The sequence below is a fragment of the Lysinibacillus sp. GW821-FHT14F06 genome (genome assembly GCF_058803665.1).
Window position 1 is genome coordinate 109446 of the sequence record NZ_JBXAPF010000012.1, and the last position, 21168, is coordinate 130613.

General features: G+C 32.6%; 20 protein-coding genes and 3 pseudogenes. 15 read left to right on the plus strand and 8 right to left on the minus strand.

What is annotated here, in order from left to right; translation table 11 throughout:
* Positions 1–13 precede the first annotated feature (13 nt).
* Positions 14–478, minus strand: a pseudogene (locus tag AC1RNS_RS13005) (tetratricopeptide repeat protein).
* A gap of 235 nt (positions 479–713) precedes the next feature.
* On the opposite strand from AC1RNS_RS13005, the gene AC1RNS_RS13010 reads away from it, so the two are divergent.
* Complete coding sequence (locus AC1RNS_RS13010) at positions 714–1553, plus strand: alpha/beta hydrolase (protein WP_492993194.1); 840 nt, start codon at positions 714–716, stop codon at positions 1551–1553.
* A 324-nt stretch (positions 1554–1877) separates the two neighbouring features.
* On the opposite strand, the gene AC1RNS_RS13015 is transcribed toward AC1RNS_RS13010, so the two are convergent.
* The 3 genes from AC1RNS_RS13015 to AC1RNS_RS13025 all read right to left on the minus strand — a co-directional run bounded on the left by AC1RNS_RS13015 (position 1878) and on the right by AC1RNS_RS13025 (position 4429).
* Complete coding sequence (locus AC1RNS_RS13015; RefSeq protein ID WP_492993196.1) at positions 1878–2441, minus strand: helix-turn-helix domain-containing protein; 564 nt, start codon at positions 2439–2441, stop codon at positions 1878–1880.
* A 529-nt stretch (positions 2442–2970) separates the two neighbouring features.
* A complete protein-coding gene (locus tag AC1RNS_RS13020; RefSeq protein ID WP_492993198.1) occupies positions 2971–3546 on the minus strand; it encodes a GNAT family N-acetyltransferase in 576 nt (191 codons plus the stop codon).
* A 16-nt stretch (positions 3547–3562) separates the two neighbouring features.
* The gene (locus AC1RNS_RS13025; protein ID WP_492993200.1) at positions 3563–4429 is read right to left on the minus strand and encodes an AraC family transcriptional regulator; all 867 of its coding nucleotides are present in this window, start codon (positions 4427–4429) and stop codon (positions 3563–3565) included.
* A gap of 313 nt (positions 4430–4742) precedes the next feature.
* Here AC1RNS_RS13025 and AC1RNS_RS13030 point away from each other — a divergent pair, with 313 nt between their 5' ends.
* From AC1RNS_RS13030 to AC1RNS_RS13055, 6 genes and pseudogenes are all read left to right on the plus strand, one after another.
* Entirely contained in the window at positions 4743–5501 is a 759-nt protein-coding gene (locus AC1RNS_RS13030; RefSeq protein ID WP_492993201.1) for a class I SAM-dependent methyltransferase, read from the plus strand.
* Positions 5502–5817: 316 nt separating this feature from the next.
* On the plus strand, positions 5818–6423 hold the full coding sequence (locus tag AC1RNS_RS13035; RefSeq protein WP_492993202.1) for a hypothetical protein: 606 nt from the start codon (positions 5818–5820) through the stop codon (positions 6421–6423).
* A gap of 512 nt (positions 6424–6935) precedes the next feature.
* The gene (locus AC1RNS_RS13040; RefSeq protein ID WP_492993203.1) at positions 6936–7262 is read left to right on the plus strand and encodes a transposase; all 327 of its coding nucleotides are present in this window, start codon (positions 6936–6938) and stop codon (positions 7260–7262) included.
* Positions 7216–7844 (plus strand): annotated as a pseudogene (locus tag AC1RNS_RS13045) (IS3 family transposase); the annotation flags it as partial. The gene AC1RNS_RS13040 and the pseudogene AC1RNS_RS13045, both read left to right, overlap by 47 nt.
* A gap of 619 nt (positions 7845–8463) precedes the next feature.
* The gene (locus tag AC1RNS_RS13050) at positions 8464–9009 is read left to right on the plus strand and encodes a GNAT family N-acetyltransferase (protein WP_492993204.1); all 546 of its coding nucleotides are present in this window, start codon (positions 8464–8466) and stop codon (positions 9007–9009) included.
* 153 nt (positions 9010–9162) lie between these two features.
* A complete protein-coding gene (locus tag AC1RNS_RS13055; RefSeq protein ID WP_492993206.1) occupies positions 9163–9495 on the plus strand; it encodes a hypothetical protein in 333 nt (110 codons plus the stop codon).
* 708 nt (positions 9496–10203) lie between these two features.
* Here AC1RNS_RS13055 and AC1RNS_RS13060 read toward each other — a convergent pair.
* Positions 10204–10965, minus strand: coding sequence for a glycosyltransferase (locus AC1RNS_RS13060; RefSeq protein WP_492993208.1), 762 nt, complete (start codon positions 10963–10965; stop codon positions 10204–10206).
* A gap of 927 nt (positions 10966–11892) precedes the next feature.
* On the opposite strand from AC1RNS_RS13060, the gene AC1RNS_RS13065 reads away from it, so the two are divergent.
* The 4 genes from AC1RNS_RS13065 to AC1RNS_RS13080 all read left to right on the plus strand — a co-directional run bounded on the left by AC1RNS_RS13065 (position 11893) and on the right by AC1RNS_RS13080 (position 14952).
* A complete protein-coding gene (locus AC1RNS_RS13065; protein ID WP_492993210.1) occupies positions 11893–12738 on the plus strand; it encodes an MBL fold metallo-hydrolase in 846 nt (281 codons plus the stop codon).
* 187 nt (positions 12739–12925) lie between these two features.
* Positions 12926–13474, plus strand: a complete 549-nt coding sequence (locus tag AC1RNS_RS13070; RefSeq protein WP_492993212.1) for a PadR family transcriptional regulator — start codon at positions 12926–12928, stop codon at positions 13472–13474.
* A 63-nt stretch (positions 13475–13537) separates the two neighbouring features.
* Positions 13538–14233 carry an ABC transporter ATP-binding protein gene (locus AC1RNS_RS13075; protein ID WP_492993214.1) on the plus strand — a complete coding sequence of 232 codons (696 nt, stop codon included), beginning with the start codon at positions 13538–13540 and terminating at the stop codon, positions 14231–14233.
* An 11-nt stretch (positions 14234–14244) separates the two neighbouring features.
* On the plus strand, positions 14245–14952 hold the full coding sequence (locus AC1RNS_RS13080) for an ABC transporter permease (RefSeq protein ID WP_492993215.1): 708 nt from the start codon (positions 14245–14247) through the stop codon (positions 14950–14952).
* 117 nt (positions 14953–15069) lie between these two features.
* On the opposite strand, the gene AC1RNS_RS13085 is transcribed toward AC1RNS_RS13080, so the two are convergent.
* From AC1RNS_RS13085 to AC1RNS_RS13095, 3 genes and pseudogenes are all read right to left on the minus strand, one after another.
* A complete protein-coding gene (locus AC1RNS_RS13085) occupies positions 15070–16269 on the minus strand; it encodes a Ger(x)C family spore germination protein (protein ID WP_492993217.1) in 1200 nt (399 codons plus the stop codon).
* A 471-nt stretch (positions 16270–16740) separates the two neighbouring features.
* Positions 16741–17523, minus strand: a pseudogene (locus AC1RNS_RS13090) (class I SAM-dependent methyltransferase); the annotation flags it as partial.
* Between the two features lie 222 nt (positions 17524–17745).
* On the minus strand, positions 17746–17955 hold the full coding sequence (locus AC1RNS_RS13095; protein ID WP_492993219.1) for a hypothetical protein: 210 nt from the start codon (positions 17953–17955) through the stop codon (positions 17746–17748).
* Positions 17956–18154: 199 nt separating this feature from the next.
* Between AC1RNS_RS13095 and AC1RNS_RS13100 the strand changes: the two genes are divergently transcribed.
* The 4 genes from AC1RNS_RS13100 to AC1RNS_RS13115 all read left to right on the plus strand — a co-directional run bounded on the left by AC1RNS_RS13100 (position 18155) and on the right by AC1RNS_RS13115 (position 21167).
* On the plus strand, positions 18155–18712 hold the full coding sequence (locus AC1RNS_RS13100; protein WP_492993220.1) for an isochorismatase family protein: 558 nt from the start codon (positions 18155–18157) through the stop codon (positions 18710–18712).
* A gap of 315 nt (positions 18713–19027) precedes the next feature.
* Positions 19028–19474, plus strand: coding sequence for an HTH domain-containing protein (locus AC1RNS_RS13105; RefSeq protein WP_492993221.1), 447 nt, complete (start codon positions 19028–19030; stop codon positions 19472–19474).
* Between the two features lie 586 nt (positions 19475–20060).
* Positions 20061–20450: a tautomerase family protein gene (locus AC1RNS_RS13110; protein ID WP_492993222.1), complete on the plus strand. Its 390-nt coding sequence runs from the start codon at positions 20061–20063 to the stop codon at positions 20448–20450.
* 522 nt (positions 20451–20972) lie between these two features.
* Complete coding sequence (locus tag AC1RNS_RS13115) at positions 20973–21167, plus strand: hypothetical protein (RefSeq protein WP_492993224.1); 195 nt, start codon at positions 20973–20975, stop codon at positions 21165–21167.
* Position 21168 lies beyond the last annotated feature (1 nt).

Sequence of the window (21168 nt, forward strand, 5' to 3'; positions counted from 1 at the left end):
TATGTATTATTGATTACTCCCAGATTTGATCAAGTTTATCACTATAAAACTTAATGGCTTTGCTGTATGCATTTACACCTTCATGACTCGAAGTGGTTAAGAGAGTATTTAATAGTATTTCCATTGATTTTGAATGATCCTTCAAGTTATAGAGCGTCATAGCATAGAAAATCTTTAAATGCTCCGCATCTGGAAAATCATTTATAGCTTGTTCTAAAATTTGCCTTGATTGTTCATATTGACCTAATGTACGATAGGTACTTCATAGTCCTAAATAAGCACCCTCTAAATCTTCATGGCCCAGCCCTAATTGTATGGCTGTTTCATAATGAGGGACAGCTTCTTTTTCCTTTCCTAATGAATCATAAGTCCATGCACAATGATAATGATACAACCCATTTTCAGGTTTTTCTTTAATGAGAGCTATTATGAGTCGATTAGCTTCTTCTAAATGCCCATTTTCTCTCAGAGATATTATGTGTTTTAATTATTTATCCATTTTCTAGCCTCTTCATTTTATTGTAAAAATCTTAAATTCTATTATAGCTTGTCATAATCAAATGTGTATAATAGTTATAAAATATGCTTGAGGTGAACATGAATGCTTGAACGTTCAATGGAAAAGACACGGGAATGTAAAATGGAAAGGGAGTGATAGAAGGAAGAGTTTCATGATAGCTCTTCTAAAAAAATTAGAAAAGAGGACTATTAGTATGAATAACATCAATTGTGAAGGCTTTGATTTAACATATTGTGTAAAGGGACAAGGGAAACAAATAGTGGTAATTGGCAGTAGTGTATATTACCCTCGCTTATTCTCTGAAAATCTCTATAAACATTTTCAATTCTACTTTTTAGATCACCGAGGATTTGTGAAATCACCTGGAGAACTAAAACAAGAGGATTATACATTAGATAAAATTGTAGAAGATATTGAGGCTACAAGACAATTTCTCAAGCTAGAGAATTTCATTATTTTAGGACATTCTGGACATGCATTTATGGCCTTAGCCTATGCTAAAAAATATCCTCATTATATAGACAAGGTTATACTCTTGAATTCTGCACCGACAAATAGTCAAGAAAGGCAACAGCAAAGCTTTTCTTATTTTAACGAGACAGCAGATACTGAGCGAAAAAGACAATTTGAGCATGATATTGCATTTTTAGAAGATGATATTCGTAATGACCCTGAAAGACGCTTTGTACATATGTGTCTTCGCATGGGGGCACATAGTTTCTATGATTACACATTTGATGCTACAGATATGTGGGAAGGTGTCTATACAAATATGCAAATCATTGATTATCTTTGGGGAGTAGCCTTTGCTGAACGCAATTTGATTCACTTATTGGCTGATGTAGAAAAACCTGTTCTTGTAGGATTAGGTAGATACGATTACTTAGTTGCTCCTGTTTCACTTTGGGATTCAATAGATGGGCTATACAAAAATGTCAAAAAGGTTATTTTTGAAAAGAGTGGTCACAATCCAATGTATGAAGAACCAGAAACTTTTGATAGAGTGTTAATCAGCTGGATTAATAATAAATAATTAATTAACTTAAAACCAGTTATTCTCTATAGACTGAGAATAACTGGTTCATTTTTTTATCTAGATTCAGCAAAATGTTACTATGCGAAAGTGCAGCGTCAAATACAGAATACTCCAATCTCTATAGATAGTTTTTTCCTGTTCGAGATCTTTACATCCTGTGAAAACATCTGAGTGACCAACATCGTGCTACTGACGCTATGTTAGCACTACGCTTTCGCGCAAAAAACATCTGTTGACCTAAAGCCTCTGATGGATGTCTCAGATTTTGAATAGGGGTTTTTACAAGCACAAGCTAGCTCGAAAAAATCCGAGCTCAATTGGTTAAATACCGTATTTTAGAACAATATGCAAAACGGCTATGCTGTCTGAGTTATTGATATAGGTATGAATACCATCTGCTTTAAAGTTGATAGAATCGTATTGATTTAATATATACAAATTCTCGTTAACTTGCATCGTAATAGTTCCAGTCATGACCGAAACGATTTCAGTTGTATCAGAATGATGTTTTTCTGGCTGGTAGATACTATGGGGCTGTAAATATGCACGATACATTTCGACGCCATTAATAGTTGTTTGAAATATAGGCTCAATCACCCAATTTTTTTGCTCTCCAACAATACGCAGGCCTTTTCCTGCCTGTGATAACGTGACATTACTTGCAGTTGAAAATAAGGACATCAGGGGAAGTGATAGTCCTGTTGAAATTTTCCAAAGCACACCAAGTGTAGGATTGGTTTCTCCACGTTCAATATTTCCAAGAGTAAGTTTACTAACACCTGTTAATTCTGCTAATTCCTGAAGGTTTAACTGTCTATCCTTGCGTAGTTTTTTTAGTGTTAGACCAATTTGTGTAACAATTTGATTTGGAGTATTTGGTTCCATTTAATAGACCTCCATTCGTAGAATTGCAAGCAGGTACATAGATGATCTTTTTGATTTCACACTTTACTGTCTACAATCAAAAAGTGGCAATATCTAATTTAAATATATTTACTGTTATCATAAGGCACCATACACTAAAAAGGCTACTCCCAATTTTGAAACAGCCCAGTGCTTTTTTATTCAACAACTTACCTTAAATTTTGTTAATAGCCTCAATTCTTTCACAATCTATAATAATAGGCATAGCGGCTGCCCTTATTTGAAGGAAATACGAACAACTACTTGGATAATCAAAATACAAGAAGTAAACATTAAAAAAATTACCACCTTTAGCAAGAAAAATATCTATTAATACTCCAGGATCAAGTCGTTATAAAAGATGACAAGCATAGCCCTTGCTGTTGGCACCAGTTCTTAAAAGCACAGTGGAACTGATACACTGTTCATTTGAGATTTTAACTAAAAAGTTGAATATAGCTTTATTAATAAAAAAAGACTAGAACCACATAGTGCTCTAGTCTGTCAGAGATTATTTGCAGGCATTATATTCCTCTTTAAGATAGCCGTATATTTCTAAATCCACAATACCTTTGCCAGACCATAGTGAAGCCTGTCTTAATAGCCCTTCTTTGAGGAAGCCATTTTTTAGTAGTACCTTTTTCGACGGTTCATTAAGTGGCATCACTTCAGCCTGTATTCGATTTATTGCAGCCTCCTCAAATAAAAATTTTACAAGTATGTTTACAGCTTCAGTGGCAATGCCTGTACCCCAATACGCCTCAGCTAAATAGTAGCCGATTGTTACCATATCTACTTTCTGATTAAAATCCATTGCTTCAATAATGCCTACCAATGTATCATTCTGGGAATTTTGGAAAATACCCCATTTTACTCTGCTTTTCTTCTGATAGTCTCTATCAAAATGACCAATCATTTTACCGACAGTTTGAAGATTGTGCTTTGGAATAATTCCGCAAAACTCAAATACTTTATCGTTATCATAAAGGTCAAATAGCTCCTGTAAATGGCGATCCTCAATTTTTTTTAGCTCTAGCCTTGTTGAGCTTAATATTGGAAATTCCTCAAATACCTTTGTTATATTCATGATGTTCTCTCCTTAGTTACGCTTTAATTGGAATGTAAATTTTCATTTTCATATCGTTTGGATAAGCTGAATTGACTACATCTGTTATTTCAAAATCAGGACCTTCATTTCTTTCATAATTAGAATTTGGTAGCCAAACTCCGTAAATATAACGTCTTGTATTTTGAATTGACTCTGCAGTTCCATTCATAGTGAATACCGCATATTTTCCCTCAGGAATTTCAAATTGGACAAAGCCATTGTCCAATGACTCGGTGCTACTCGTTACTTCTTCGCCAATAATAAAGGAAAATTGTCCATTATCATGAAAGTTGGTGGATATCCCATAAGCAAAATTTGGGGCAAGTTTATGTGGAATTCGCTCATAATATAGATTTTTTCCAAAATTAATGTAAAATCCAAGAATATCAGTAAAATATTTTTCATCTTGCAAGCTTGTATTGTATTCATATCCAATAATAAGCTTTTTCTGTAAATAAATCATTTCAGGCTTATTCATGATGAAATCTCCCTTTATTTTATAATCCTTAAAGTTTAGTTTACTTTGAAGGGGGACGACACTTTTTTCTTTACGATATTTTGCAGGTGTCACACCAATGTAATTGACAAAAGCTCGCGTAAAAGCCTCCTGTGAGCTATATTGAAAGACAATTGCAATGTCTAATATACTGTTTGAGGTAGTTTCTAATAGTATGGCTGCCTCAGATAACCTCCTATTTCGACTATACTGCTGAACTGAAAAACCAGTAATGGCTTGAAAAATTCTTTGAAAATGGAATGCAGAGAAATAAGCCTTTGCTGATATATCAGTAATAATTAATTCATCTTGTAGATGCTCCTCAATATATTCAATAGATTTTTGTATTCTTTCAAAATAATCCATATCATAGCTCCTTTCTGTGTATAATATTAACGACAATTAAACCTTATTTTTTGATAATTTGTGCTAATATTGTAAATGAAAATGGAAGCGAATAGTTGATAGAAGTTTAATGAAAGTAAAATCAAGAGCATAAACTAAATATTCTAAAATATGATATTGATTAATAACGAATTAAAATGTATAATTTTGTTATATTTTACTGAAAGCGAGGGATTTAAGATGACAGTCAGCTCTTTTTTACCATCAAACAAATTTGAGGTGTGGAAGAACTAAAATTTACTAGATTCTTCTGCATAATATCGGAGGAATTGAAATGTATAGTTATTATGGTCCAATAAGCACGGAGCTTTATGATTTAACGAAACCTGTAGGGCATTCTATAAATGGGGATATTGAATATTATCTTCATCGATTAACAGGAACGAATGGTAAGATTCTAGAAGCAGGAGTAGGTTCTGGTCGTTTCCTTGTTCCTTTATTAGAGAAGGGCTTTGATGTAGATGGTATTGATTATTCACCTGAGATGCTAGCCTCTTGTCGAAAACGATGTGAAGAAAGAGGATTAAAGGCAAGGCTTTATGAAGGTAATTTGAGCAATTTTTTATTGAATACCAAGTATGAAGCTGTGGTTATGCCAACAGGATCATTTTGTTTAATTGAGCATTCGAAGGAAGCAATGGATGCATTAACATGTATTTATCATCATCTGGTTCCAGGTGGGCGACTTATATTGGACTTGCTGCTGCCATTACATTGGCGTACAGGAGAAATCACTACCTCCTATTATCAGCTATCAGACATCGAGGGGATAGCGTTAGAAAGTAAATCCATTGAGATGGATTGGAGCAATCAAACCACTCTTACCGTTTTAAAATATGAAAAATGGAAAAATGGTAAATTAATGGATACAGAACTACAGAGATTCCCATTGCGATGGTATGGAATTGAAGAATTTCAACAAATATTAAAAAATATAGGTTTTTCTAATATAACGTGTTCAGCGGATTATACCCATAACAAGAAACCTTCTATTGAAAGTGGATTGGTTACTTTTGAAGCAATTCGTAAGTGATAATTAACTGTTAAAAAAAATTTGGGAAATATGCTCGATTTTAGTAGGAATAACCTCTAAATTCGAGCATATTTTTATTATCAAGTTTTTTCTTGCTATATTTTTTTGGGGGAAGGGAAAAGTTTTTTTGCATTAAGTTCCGTCGTCAACATCTTTCAAAGGTTTCCATGCATTAACTAACTTGATTTTTATTTTCTTCTGAGGAAAATGGTCTACGTACAGGTGTTGGTCTTGTGTATTCAAACATGTTGATACGAATACAATTGTTGTAGCAGAACGTGGTACAGAAGGATCAGTACGTGATATTTTAATAGATTTGCAATTATTTGATGCAGCAACCAATGATCAACTAAATAATGCAGTAGATTTAACGGTAAATGCTGTTTATCAATATCCAACAAGTGATTTATTTGTAACAGGACATTCATTAGGTGGATTTAATGCACAATTCATTGGCTATGCTTTAGCAGAAGGATTAATTGGAGATTCAGACAATGAAGGATGGCTTGATAATAAATTGCTAACAAAAAAAGAGAAAGTTTGGAAGTTATTAAATGAAAATAATCTTTACCAACGTACAGCAACATTTAATGCTGCACCATTCTTTAATAGACTTTTAAGTGCTGTAGACTTTGATATTGCTTCAAGTAACAAATATGATAATAAAATCCTTAACTATCAAATAAGTTATGACCCATTATATATTGGGGGAAAACGTTTAAATGGTACATGGAATGGTAAAGAAATGAAACCATTCTTGTACAAAGCTAGAAAAAATAATAAAGTAGTTTCCTTGGAAGAATCAAATTTCCCAAAAATAAACAAGTTAGGTGATTTAATAGATGCAGGTGAAGAAGCTCTAGACTATTCTTTCAATGCACATGGAATTATACAATTCCATCTTCATGAATTTGAACAGTAGGTTTTGGGGAGGATGCTATGAAAGTATATACAATATTTAATATTACTATAGGTATACTATTTACAATTGTTTATTTCTCAGTATTAGTCATTGGGTCATTATTTGGTTACAGCGATGACCTAGATCTTTATATGAGAGCAGCAATCATAGCCGCCTTATCAAATATTATTGTTTATATCTATTATTTAGTTAGAGATAAATCCATATCTCAGAAAAGTTTAAAAATATGTGCAATATGTATAGTTATACAATTGTTGTTACCAATTCCATTTTGGTGCATAGGTATTATGATTCTACAATAGTTTTTATTAAGAGTGTCGCGAATCACTTATGATTGATTCATCTTTAAACTATTTTATTCAGTACTTTCAAATATTTATTATTTTAGTTAATCTCATAATTCTAATCACTTAAATCTCAAGGGTTCTAAACCAATAAAAAACGGGCACCTCCCAAAATTCGGTATAATGGTAGCGACCAAACTAAACCGTACTGAACGAGGTGAATGCCCTATGACTATTGTAAAACACATCCAAGAATTATTGAAAATTGTAAGTTCTCGTTGTTTTGATGCCATTTTCGCCACTTATGATGTGCAGCCCATTTTTCAGCTATTTTCAAAAAGATCGTTACGCAGCGCTCCACGCGAATTAAATTACGGTGCGATGATACAGTCACTCTTTATTCGTATTGTCGAACGCATTCCAACGATCAAGGATTTGATTAAATGTTTGGTCAACAATCCTTTATTCCGCCTGGATTGCGGTTTTCTTATTTCGGATGTTGTACCTTCTGAAGCGTATTATGCGCAAGTACGGGATTGTCTGCCCACATCGTAAACCGAATCCATATAAACAAATGGCGAAAGCAACGAAGGAACATCGTGTTGTGCCAAATAAATTAAATCGTGAATTTAAGCAAGGTATCCCTGGGAAAGTATTATTAACGGACATCAGCTATGTGCCATATAACGGAAAGTGTATGGCTTATTTGTCGACGATAAAAGGTGCCTCGACGAACGAAATTTTAGCGTACCATGTCTCAGACCGAATCACGTTCGAAATCGCTACGGAAACGATTGAAAAATTGATCAGTAATAAGCGCATTCAGCTTCATCCAGAGGCCTTTATCCATTCAGATCAAGGGGTTCACTATACAAGCCCACGCTATCAAACGCTCTTAAAAAAACATGGCCTAGGTCAATCGATGTCACGCCGAGGAAACTGTTGGGACAATGCGCCACAGGAATCGTTTTTCGGTCATTTTAAAGACGAAGTAGACTTTAGCTCCTTAAAAGACACTTTGAGGAACTAAAAGCCAAAATCAATCACTACATGGTCTATTACAATAATTATCGTTATCAATGGAATCTAAAAAGGATGGCTCCTGTGCAATACAGAAACCATTTCTTAGCTACTTAATCTCTTTTTTTAGTTTGTCCTTGACTTGGGTACCACATTGATGGTTTATAATTGTTGACTCCCTTATTTTATAAAGCCCTGAACTCAATTAATTTTGAGTCTGGGGCTTTTTTGTGAGACCCAGTCATTTATTAAGTATTGATTCATTGTAAGAATTTGATGTATTAACATAAATAAACTGTTAGAGATACAATAGGGGAAATTTACAAAAGGTCATTTAATTAAAAAAATCATCACAAGCTAATTTCGACCATAAAAGGGATTAGCTTTTTTGCTTGAAATTATTGTATTTAAGAATCATTCATTACAGCTTAATTTCCTCAACTGTAAAAATCATTTTTTAGTAATTTTGGGATTAAATTATTTTTATTAGCTTCCTTTATTTTTTCACTATTGCAAACATAATATTGAAATGTGCTATATATAAATAGAGTAATATTTGGCGTAGGGCAAATAAGGTCTATTGAGTAAAATATAGAAAATAATTGGAATAGTAGTTTAATGTAATGAAAAAATTTTGATGAAACTATTAATGAACATATTACGTAAGAAAGAAATGGTTATATAAACCAATAAATACTTTTATTTTAATTATTATAAAGTAATGGAGGAATATTAAATGACTGCTAGCTTTTGGAAAGGACAAAAACTTACACTAAGAGCGATACAACCAGAGGACATTGTTATTTTTGATTTTTTAGATGATGAAATTTTACGAAATATGGATTCAATATATTTTCCTCGATCTGTTGATAAGATGAAGGAGTGGGTAGCAGAACAATTTTCTGAAGAAGATGATGAGTTCCGTTTTATTGCTGTAGATAGAGACAATAATATTGTTGGAATAATCGAAACATTTGACTGTGATTTAAAAAATGGTAATTTTGATTATTATTTAGCGGTATTTGAGCCATACAGAGGTAAGGGATATGCGAAAGAAATGATTCTTATGGTACTTCGCTTTTACTTTTCAGAGCGTACATATCAAAAAGTTAATGCAACTGTTTACTCTTTCAATAAGCCATCCATACGCCTACATGAAAAGTTAGGTTTCATGAAAGAGGGGCAACTAAGAAAAAACATTTTCACTAAAGGTGCATATTATGATGGTATTTGCTACGGAATGACAAGAGAAGAATTTGAACAAAATCATAGAACTTTTTAAAAAATAGGTTTTTTCAATAACTAAGCAAGAAAACGGTGCAGAGTAGTGAAGTAGGAATAAGGTAAAATGATATTTATAGTAGAAAATATGACTTCATAAGGAAAATACAAATCTTAATGATAAATAATAATAATGAAAGGAGGACAATGCAGAATGGAATTCGGATTTGGAGATGTTACTATCGTTCTACCTCCTTTACATATTACGATTATCGCAATCATTATTATTCTCTGTTTAGTAAGGTGGAGCAAGCAATTAGAAACAAGACGTTTTACGATTTTCTTTTACTTTCTAATTAGTACTTATATTACTCCAATTTTTTCTTTCGGTACAAAAGAAGGGGTCTTTCAGCTATGGATTCCCTTAGGATTTATAGTAGTCTTTTTGTACTTGTTTCGTAGTAAAAGAAATCATCCATCTAAAATGAAAGCGAGTATTTTAGGACTTTCCATAGCTTTATATCATTTAATTCTCCAATATTTATAATAATTTGGCGTTTGGATAATGAGGGCTTTAATTTAAATAAACCATAAAAGATCACTTCGAAGGGGTGGTCTTAATTTTTTCTATTTTTAAGTTAGGAGTAGTCATAATAAGAAACGGGTGCAGGTAAGTGTAATTAAAGATTTTTAAATAATTGGATAATATTAGTTAAAAATGTATATTATCCAATTCTATGTGATTAAATTTCTTTTTAAACCATTTGTTGGATACTGACTCAATACTTGAATTGATATAATAATTCAGGTGCAACTTTTCCCTTCTGCACAAAGGGGTAAGATGCACCATTCCTCAACTATACACCAAAGCCCAGGTACTCAATAAGCTTGATAAGCCTGGGCTTTTTGTATAAATTTTTATTATTTTTGATTAGGATAGTGATAAGCAGGATAGGGATATATTTCCACAAATTTCACTTCAATAAAAAAGTAATTATTTTTTACCAATAAGAACGGTTTCTTCACAACACCCATCTTTAGTTAAAGGAAGCTTATTGGCAAATGGGTTTATCACTTTTTCTAGTAACGCTGGAATGACATCTCGTTTGATAAAATCTAAAAGATTGAGGCATTGATCTAATTTATATTTCGTTTTAGAGAATCTGGGATGAAAAGTACATAGAAAAAAACAGACAACCCAACTTAGTTATCTGTTTTATTGTCTTTAATATAAGCAATTGAGTTTACTTTACTATCATCTTGCTTGATCGTCATAATAGGCTTCATTAGCAGCCTTATCATTATTGCCCCTTAGATAAGCTAAAATCATACCAGGTCGTTTAAGTAAAATCCAGTCCCCATAATGGTCAAATCGCCTGCAAGAAGTGATCATTCCATTCTTAATTGTCCCATATTTTTTCCCATTTAACTTACCCCATTGTTTTAATCGCTTTGCAAAGTCAGCATCTTCTGCCATAAGCATCTTTTCGTTAAAACCTTTAATTTCCTGAAAGTCTTTTTTATAGCACCAAAAAATCCCTACAGAAATAAATCCATATTTAAACAATAAAGGTACAATCAATAGCATAGTTGAAACAATTATTCCCAGGGAAATTCTTTCGAAATTTCCGTTCACACCTCCACCAATGTATTGATTAGATGCTAAGTGCTTTTCAACTTCTGATAACAAGTGTTCTGTCATTCGAGTATCAGCATCAATTGTAATCAGGATTTCCCCTTTTGCTAGTGCAGCTCCTGCATTTCTAATTTTGGATAAATTTTTATCGTTATTTTCCAATGTCACACAATTGTATGACTTAGCAATTTCCTCTGTTCTATCGGTACAACGATTTAGTACAACGATCACTTCAACTTGATCTTTATAATGTTGTGAAGCCTTTGCAATTGATTCTAGGCATTCCCCTATATACTTTTCTTCGTTGTGGGCGGGGATTATTACGGAAAATTTTACATCCTTTTCTGAAACATCCTTAATAAATAGCTTGTTTTTGGACATATAAAATCCCTCTTTCTTTTTACAATTGATACTTACAAAATTAGTATATCATGTAAATATAGAGTTTTTTATGTCTATTTTAACACGATATATTTAAAGTGTAGCTGACTTCATCACAGCTGAAAATATGTTGTACATACAGTCACATGAATATGATATTCACGCAGAAATATATATAAGACCAAGCTTAAAAATTTGGTTGGAAAAGAAGATTTTATCCAAAAAGAATTTTAAATAGAATATTATTAAAGAATAATATGTAAATCTACTGGTGAATAACACAAAAGGAAGGGGGAGGTTCAAAATCAATTTTAGTTATGGGTAATATTATATCTAGTGGTTTAGTTGCATTATTTATTTCTTAGTTTTTTGCAGAAGAACTCACTGCTTTGGTTAACTATCCCTGTAGGTTTAAAGTTTGCGTTTCAATTGATATAGGAGTATAGGGAGAAAGATAAAGATTTAAGTTGTTTTCTTTGAACTATCAGGTGCGTTAGTTAAATAACAAGAAAATGTAAAATAAGAGGAATCCAGATGGTAATTGATTCATGCTCAAACGAAAAAGCTTCTTTAACGTAAGATATTGAATGAAGTTAATAAAATACCTGTTAAATAAAAAATTTTTGAACGAAGATGTTAAGAATATTGTAATTTATTAGGTAGATCATTATTACAATAAAAACGATGGGATTAATACTGATGAAAAAAAATAAGGTTAATATTGATGAAGAACTAAGTAGATACCTTTGAAGCTATTCATAAATGATAATTAACAGTTAAAACTTTTTTAAAATCTGCTCGATTTTTAGTGGAAGTATCCACTAAGGACTTGTAGATGTTTTATTTTATCCAGTTATTTCTTGCAATATTTTTGCTGTTGGAAGGGAAAATAAGGATATACAATTCAATGAAGAAAGTAGGTTTAATATGCAAAAGGATATGAATTATGGTGGGGATTATAAATATATACCAGCAACTTCTATATGGAGTGGAGATGGTATTGAAGTTCTATCTGATCTTTATCAACAAACGATTCAAATTGTTAATATTACACTTTATGGAGATCCTTATAAGCAGGAATTTGTTTTAATTGATGCTGGTATGCCAAAAAGTGCTCATGAAATCATTGCTATTGCCGAGAAGAGATTTGGTGCAAATTGTCAACCGAAAGCATTAATTTTAACCCATGGTCATTTTGATCATGTTGGTGCGATTATTGATTTAATTGATCATTGGGGTATGCCAGTCTATGCGCATGCTCTTGAACTACCTTTTCTAACTGGGAAAGATAATTATCCAGAAGCAGATCCTACCGTGGATGGCGGCTTAATTGCAAAGATATCATCTATTTTTCCAAATGAAGCCATCAATTTAGGAGATCATATTCAGCAGCTTCCATTGGATGGTAGTGTACCATTTATGTATGGTTTTCGCTGGATTCACACGCCAGGACATACACCAGGGCATATTTCCTTGTTTCGTGAGGCCGATCGAGTATTGATTGCTGGGGATGCATTTGTTACGGTAAAGCAGGAATCACTCTATAAGGTTTTATTACAGAAAAAAGAAATAAGTGGACCTCCACGCTATTTTACGACAGATTGGCCAGCTGCTTGGGAATCCATCAAAAAATTAGAGGCATTAAAGCCTTTAGTTGCAGTGACAGGACATGGGTTACCCATGAAGGGCGAAGAGCTTACAAAAAATTTGCATAAGCTGGCTACTGAATTCGAACAAATCGCTTTACCGAACCATAGCAGGTTTCTAAATTAATGGCGAGGTTTAGATCTTTACGAAAGAAAGACTGTAGCAAGAAATTATTGCTATAGACTTCATTGGATATGTCCTACATTAGGGGCGAGCTTTTTCAGCGACATCTTTTAAAAAAAGCCTATTGACATAAAAATAAAAAATCGTTATATTCAACTTATTCAACGTTGAATATAAAAAGGTGATTATTATGACAAAATTATTAGTACTTGCAATGTTAGGACTAAAACCTATGACTGGCTATGATATTAAAACAATGCTTGAATTGAGTGATGCGGAGCGTTGGGGTGGAGTGCTAATTGGCTCTATCTATAATGCTTTAAAAAAGCTTGAAAAAGATGGTTATATAGAGGTAGCTAGTATTGAATCGACAGGTCATAGGCAAAAGGCAATCTACCAAATTACTGACAAAGGAAAAGAATATGAGCAAGAATTAATTATTGAGGCTCTTGAAAAATCTTCTGTAGTGTATCCAACAACTCTATATTCAGGTATATCGTTTGCATTTAAGCTTCCTAAAACAAGAGCGGTAGAGGCTTTAGAAAAGCATAAAAAGATTTTAGAAAAGGAAGAAAAGGCAATTCAAGCTGGGTATGAGGCAAAACAGCTTGCTATGCAAGGGGATCTACCAGCATTAACTCAACTGGCGTTTGATCATATGCTAGAAGTTGTAAATGTTCAATTAAAATTTGTCATACAGGCTATTGATATTATGGAAAAAGAAAACTCTCTCGAATGAGGGAGTTAAAAATTACCCATATATTCAACTTTGAATATACAATGTTAATTAAGGAGAGAATTTATGACAAAGTTAATATCTACAAATCATTTAACAAAATGCTATAAAACAAATTGTGTTGTCAATCATATAAATTTTGATATTGAAGAAGGTGAAATAGTTGCACTTATAGGCTCAAATGGTGCCGGAAAAACAACTACAATCAGCATGCTTCTTGGTATTGTGCCGCAAGATAGTGGGACAATAGAGTATTGGAAATCTGATTTTAAAAAGGAGATAGGGACCCAACTCCAATCGACCCCATTCTTTGAGGGTTACACAGTGGAGGATAATATCAAATTATTTGCCGCATTCTACGGAGTTTCACTTTCCAGTAATGCAATGGATGAAAAACTGGCTACCTTTGATTTATTGAAAGTAAAAAAAACATCGGCTATTAAACTATCATTAGGGCAACAAAAAAGACTAGCGATTATCGTGACAACCCTGCATAATCCAAAACTAGTCATTTTAGATGAGCCCTCTGCAGGATTAGATCCAAAAGGGCAAAAGGAAATTCAACAAATCATTAAAGGACTAAAAGAGCAAGGTGTTACTGTGTTATTTTCGTCTCATGATATGTTGGAGGTCATGAATGTAGCTGATAGAATTTTAATGATGCATCAGGGGAACATCATTGCAAATGGTTCTATCAGTCATTTAATGGAAAAATATCAAACACATCATTTAGAAGATTTATTTTTTGAATTAACGAAGTGAGGAGCGAGAGAATGAAAACGATTTTCTTTTTGAATCTTAAATCCAGCATAAAAGATATGTATTTACTGTTTTGGTCTATATTTATGCCATGTACTGCTATCCTTGCTTTAAAAATTTTCTTACCAAGCATAGCAGAGAATTATACAGAGGGAATGGTTGCTATAAGTGTATTTTTTTACTCATTTATGACGACTGCATTTATTACATTATCACAAAGAAGGAGAGGAGTTTATCATTTATTACATGCGACACCACTTCCTCTATGGAAATATATTGTCAGTGTCTCAAGCTCATGGGCATTAATTGCCATTATCCTATCCTACATCGTTTTTTTATTTTCTTTAGTAATTCATCAACTAACTTTTACCTTCAGTTCACTTTTTTATATGACACCCGTTATATTAATTGCTTCATTAGCTTTTGTATTTTTAAGCTTTTTTGTATCTAGTCTTGTAAAAAATGAAGGACATTTAAGTATGACAGCAAATGTCATGATGTTGCCAATGTTATTATGCAGTAATGCATTTTTTACAATGGAAAAGGCACCGAGTATTGTACAGTTTATTAGTAGGGTAAATCCATTTGAATGGTTTTTGAGAGGAATTCAAGGCGCATTTCAAAATAATTATGGCGTTTGGGGAGAGTCCTTACTGCTTTTATTACTATGTCTTGTTTTCACATTATTAATTTCAATAAAAACGTTTAGATATAGTGATTAATAATTTTCAATCTGTAAAGGAGGTACTAAATTTCACATTTTAGTTCCTTGTTGCCGCTTCGCAATATCTATGCATAGCGAAGCGGATTTTTTACAGCAGTACTTTTAAAAAATACCTTTAACTAGATTTTTGTAAGTCTTTATTTAAACTAGTACCAATCCCTTGTGTTTTCACAGTGACTTGTACTTTAACATCTATATTAGGAAATAAGGATACCCAATTATCTTTGATTTTGTTCCATCCCTTGTAGTCCTGACGATAGAGGATTTCACCAAATTGTAAAGCATCTACTTTGTACGTTTTTTGCAGTGTATCGAGTGTTTGCTCTAATCCGTTCTTAATTGATTCACTTGTAATTTTATTCAAGGCGGTAATGTTTTGTGGTTTTGTTAAATCAATCATACAATTTACATCTGCAACATTTTGCTCAACGACCAGCTTTATATTAATTTTAGGTTGACCATGCTGTACTCTTCCTGTTATTTTAGCTTTTGAATTTGTTACTTCAGTAGTGAGCTTTCCTTTTTCAGGGCAAGCTAATATTTCAAACGTACTCTTAATATGATTATTCATATAGTTATAACTTTTGCTTTCCCCCATTGTTAAAAAGCCTATTAGTTTATAGTCCTTAAATAAAGCTAAATCACCAAATTTTAGAATTGCAGGATTTTGTATTCGCTCTACATTTGTTTGCGTATTCCCGATTGCACTGTCTCCATGCAATTCAATCGTTGATAAAACGGCACTATTTCCTTTACCGCTTAATGAATTGATTAAATCGTCTAAAATAACAGAGTCTGTTGACCCTAATGCTTTTTCTGAACTTTTCAGTGCATTTAGTATATTCTTAGCAGGGATATCTTCTAAGGGCGTTAAAATACTTATTACCTCTTTGGCCGTCGTATCGCGGGCGATTAAAATATTGAATTCACTTCTACCCTCAGGGTCTCTTTGAAATAAATCCAATATATTATTCATGCCCTCCTCAGCCAATTCTTCTCCAATAATGATAATTTGAGCATGTGCATAGTATGGCTTTCTTGGTGTTAAAGTGGTCAGCTTTCTTATAGCCTCGAATAAAGATTTTCCTGTAGCATGATAAGTGATGACGGGGGATTGACTAGTAGCTTTTTTTGATGCTACTTGTCCAGGATTAACAATCTGTACGGAGATTTCATATTGTTCATTCACTCGATCAACACCTACTGCAGCTACAATTGCTAATTCATTTAACTCTCGTTTACTCCAACAACCACCTAACAAAAGAATGAGTAGCACTAATAGAAGTAAGGACAGTGAGTACTTTATGTTAGGCACCTCCAGTTAAACTGCAATGTAGAATTCATATCTCTATAAGGATAAGCAAATTTAAGTAGAAATAATCAAAATTCTATTGTAGAAAATGGCTTGTTTTTGGAAGCACGATTATTTCTGTAAGCGAGGATAGGTAGTTAAAGGCGATTAAAATGGAGGGTAGCTATAAGATTTAAAAATATAGTGACAGTAAAATCGTTGAGAGAGTGAAGGAGCATCTATACTTTCGAGGAAATTCATTAAAGTGGGTCACTTATTTTTATAAATGACCCATAGTAACAAAGCTCGGAGGTGTAAGACTAAACCAGCTTACATTACTAGTAATATGAGAATAACGTTATTTTTGTATAGTTAATTGCCTGAGAAATAAAATAAAAATTTCTAGAAATTACTTTAAATTTATTAGAAAACGCAAAAATAACTTCTCTCTCAAATATAATTACCATTTCAAAATCAACATGCTATCCTATAGTGTTACTTTTTTACTGCATGAATATAGTGTATCGATTCAAAGGCTGTTAGATAATCCCCACGTTTATTGAAATAAAGATTTTGTACAGCTTTAGGGGATAAATGCTCATAAATTAGTAGATTTGATTTTTCTAAGAGCATCTCCATTTCATGAAAAGTAAAGCATGACTTCATAGGTTCACTACTTGCGGCTGCCATTTTTACCATATTGCTTACTCGATTAGAAATCCCTTCTTCATGAAATAAGTTTTCATCTGCATAATCCATTACGATTGAGCTGCCTGAAGGTATATATGCAAACAAATGATTGAACAAGTTTGAGATTTCCCCTTTTGTTAAATAATACAAAACTCCTAAGAGGCTAAAGAAAGTTTTCTTGTTGTTAAAGCCACTATCTATTAGACGCTGATAAGAAAATTCCTTTGTAAAATCCATTGCTACAAAATGAAGATTATTAGGTAGCTTGAAATTAGTAGAATCTAATTTATTCTTTTTAAATTCCTGAGTTGCAGGATGATCTATTTCAAAGATTTCCAAGGTGCTTTCTAAATCTGGATGTCTTAAACAAAAAGTATCTAAACCTGCTCCGAGAATAACATATTGCTGTACGCCCAATCTAATTTCATTTAATAGAACTTTTTCGCAATACGAAGCACGGGCTAATGGAGTAGGGGAAAGTTGTACTTGGACAATCCATTTTAGGAGCTCTTCGGCATCTCCCTTTAAACTTTCTGCTATATCTTTGTTAAAGAATTGTATGCCTTGTACCATATTCTCTTGGATATTTATCAATTATGCCTTGGCATAATTGCGTCCGGAATCGGCTTTGTGCTTAGGCCTGCGTGATGCAGGTCAGTTAGCCGTTATCGCATGGATGCGATGATTTTTGGCTAACATCCTTTATTAACTCCTTTCCGATTCCGTGACATCCGCTGGAGGCTTTGGGCCAACACGATGTTGGTCACTCAGGCGTTTTCACAGGATGGGAAGATCTTAGCCTGAGTTCCTCTATTTCAGCGGGTGTTTGGACACCCGCTGAAAAGTAGCTTCACCATCTATAGAGGTGGGAGACTTCTGCTGAAAGAAGTTAAATTCAAGCTGCGTAATTAAATCTTTTGCAAGATAGTCATCAAAAATTTGGGGGATATCAAATTGACTTTGATAGGCTTTGCTAAATGCTGCGATTAATGAAGTTAAACTGGATTCACTTTTCTTCAAGTAAATACACTCCTTCAAAAGCGTTTTGGGTGGGGAGTTTCTTTTGTTAGAATTTTATGATAAAATTTCCATGCTTGAAAGAATCTGAATCGAGGGGGAGATATTATGGTAATCAAAAATAATAGTAACGTGTATAAAAAGGGGAAGACGTTTAACTGATAACTAAAGCGTTTTCCTCAATTTGAAAGGGGAAAATCGTTTGAAACAAGTATTATTAATTATTGATGTCCAACAATCCTTATTAGATGGGAATCATGAAGAAAAGGCTGTATATCAAAAAAATCAGCTAATCCATAATATTAACCTTGTGATTGACAAAGCATTGGAAGCAAATATTCCAATAGTATTTATTAGGGATCTTGACGTTGCGGGAGGTATTGGCGAAGGGTTCGAAATTCATAGTGGCATAAATGTACCTAGCCATGTAAAACACTTCGATAAAATGGCTACCAATTGCTTCTATGGTACAAAACTTCTAGAATACCTGCAATCTCTAAAAACGGAACATATTGTTGTGATGGGCTGCTCCACACAGCATTGTATTGATAGTGCAGTAAGAACAGCAACAATTAAGGGAATGGACGTTACATTAGTCGGGGATGGACATTCAACAACTGACAGTGATGTTTTAAGGGCAGAGCAAATTATTAAACATCACAATAATACGCTCCACGGTCACTACAATGTGGAGAATTTTTCAGTTGTTAGAAAAGCAGAAGAAGATTTATTTCATCCTACACATGACTCTTATAGGTAAGTGAATCAATAGCATCTGCATTTTATTTGGTCAGTTAGTTGAGAGTTTAAAAAAATTCACGAATGCTTGGGAATTTTGCCTTCCACAAAAAATGTGGAGGGCTTTTACATTGAAGGAATATAACAATCTATTTAAGTGTAGTTTTAAAACTTGATGATGAATTTTTAATAATCCATTTAAATTTATGATCTATATGCAATAAATTCTACATTTTGAATAGTATTTATTTGTATAAATTATTTATTTAATGGAATAATAATGTATATTGGAATATCAAGTTAATACATATTTAATTAGAATATGGAGGTATAAATATTGGGGAAATTTAGAGATAGAGTAGAAGTATCTTTTATTTCTAACTCATCACAATTTGATTATCTTAACGAAGAAATTCATGAATTAGCTGAGAAATTTAACTTCAATCATCAACAACTTTCTAAAATATTAGATTTATCTATAAATGAGTTGGAAGATTTATTGAATCATAAAGGTAATATTACGCATGAACAACAAGAAAAAATTGAGAATAAAATGACTATGTTAAATTCCGGATTTGAAAGCTTTGATGCAAAAGAAAGAGTAACCTTAATATTAAATGATCTGTTATCGAATTATAGGCTAACTACCGAAAGTTTAGCAAAGATTATTAGTGTGGAAGAAAAGGAACTTATAGATTTCAGAAAAGCACAATTAATTGATAGAAATGTAGAATTGAAGATATGTGTGAATGTTATCATGCTTCACTTTGTATTACATAATTAGTAATTAATTTTAAGGCTAGGTATCATTTGATATTAGTCTAGTATTCGTATAAAGAGTTTTGGAATTATTGGTGATTCATTTCGAGCATCATCGTTAATGTTTTGTTCATTATGATTTAGCAAAGATACTATAATTTTATATGTTATAAGTAATAAGTAATTGAAAATTTAGCGCTATTAGAAAAGGTGATTTTTGATGAGTGTGCACATTAGAGCCTTATTAATGGGAGTAACTGTGGGTCTCTTCATCTATATGATTGAAGATTTCAATTTGAATTTTATCTGGAAATTCTCCTTATTATTAGTAGTTGTTACTATAATTAATACAGTAGTAGATCGATTATATAGGCATAAGAAAGAAGACATGAAATAATAGGAAAAAATTATTAGAGTAATGTACAGGCAACATTATCGAACTCCGTAATGTTGAGAAAATTTTTAAATAAAATTACAACTTTGTAGAATGGAAAAATAATATCCAATTTAATAGGTTATGGTTATTAAAATAACAAAACAGGAGGGATTTTAAATCTCTTTATAGAATAGGATTTATTGGTACCTAATTAAGACGAGAGAGGTGAAATAAAATGGGACAAATTAAAATCTATGGTGTTAAGGACAGCTTAAATCCTATTAAGAAAACATTATCGAATATTATTCATTCTTGTATGATGGATGCACTTGAATATCCTTCCGATAAGAAATTCTACCGCTTTTTTCCTATGGATAAAGAGGATTTTTATTTTGCAAGTGAAAGAACTGAATCATATATCATAATTGAAATTAGTATGTTTGAAGGTCGAACGATTGAGGCTAAAAAACAATTACTAAAGCTATTATTTGAACGGATAAATAACCAATTAAATATACATCCTCAAGATGTTGAAATTACAATTTTTGAAACCCCAAGACATAATTGGGGAATAAGAGGCTTACCAGGAGATGAGTTATCACTTAATTATAAAGTCAATGTTTGAGCTAATAGGAAATCAATTAGTCATTACTTTTTTAGCTTAAAGAACTAAAGGGTCATTTAATGATCATCGACTTTATAAAGTGTAAAACGCTGTATAATCAATATTTTTAAAGTATCTTGTTCTTTTAAAAAGTACAAGTAATTCAATCATGGAATGGATGAACCCTTAATTTGAGATCGATATTCAACAAAACACAGTGATGTTTTAGGGTAAAATTGATTTTTAAACATCACAATAATATACTCAGTACATATAATTTATTTGTTCAGAATTTGTTTAGGAAGATGTGTTATGCTATCTTTGTCAAGGTAAACAAACGAACACGCATAAAAAGGCCAGGTGATCACAGATTGTTGTGCACCTGGTCTTTTACTATTCATCACAAAAAATCTCAAGGATATCACTATTGCATTTCTTTAAATGATAAGATAATTAAAAGGTAAGCCCGTATTCAAATAACGCATATAAATAACTAGGCACCTCCGGTACGATAGACGTATCAATTAATGGGGGTGCTTCTTTATGTCAACTACTAAACTAACAATCGTCCCTGTGACACTGGATTCCATCACGGACAAATATTCTTTTATCAGTTCAACGCAAGTTTCTTCTGAACCAAGCTGTATCATTAAAACAATTGGTATTGAAATCTCCTTCTTCAATGGCGTAGATGAGCGCATCATCCAAATGATCATGAAGGAGCTGAATAAACAATGAA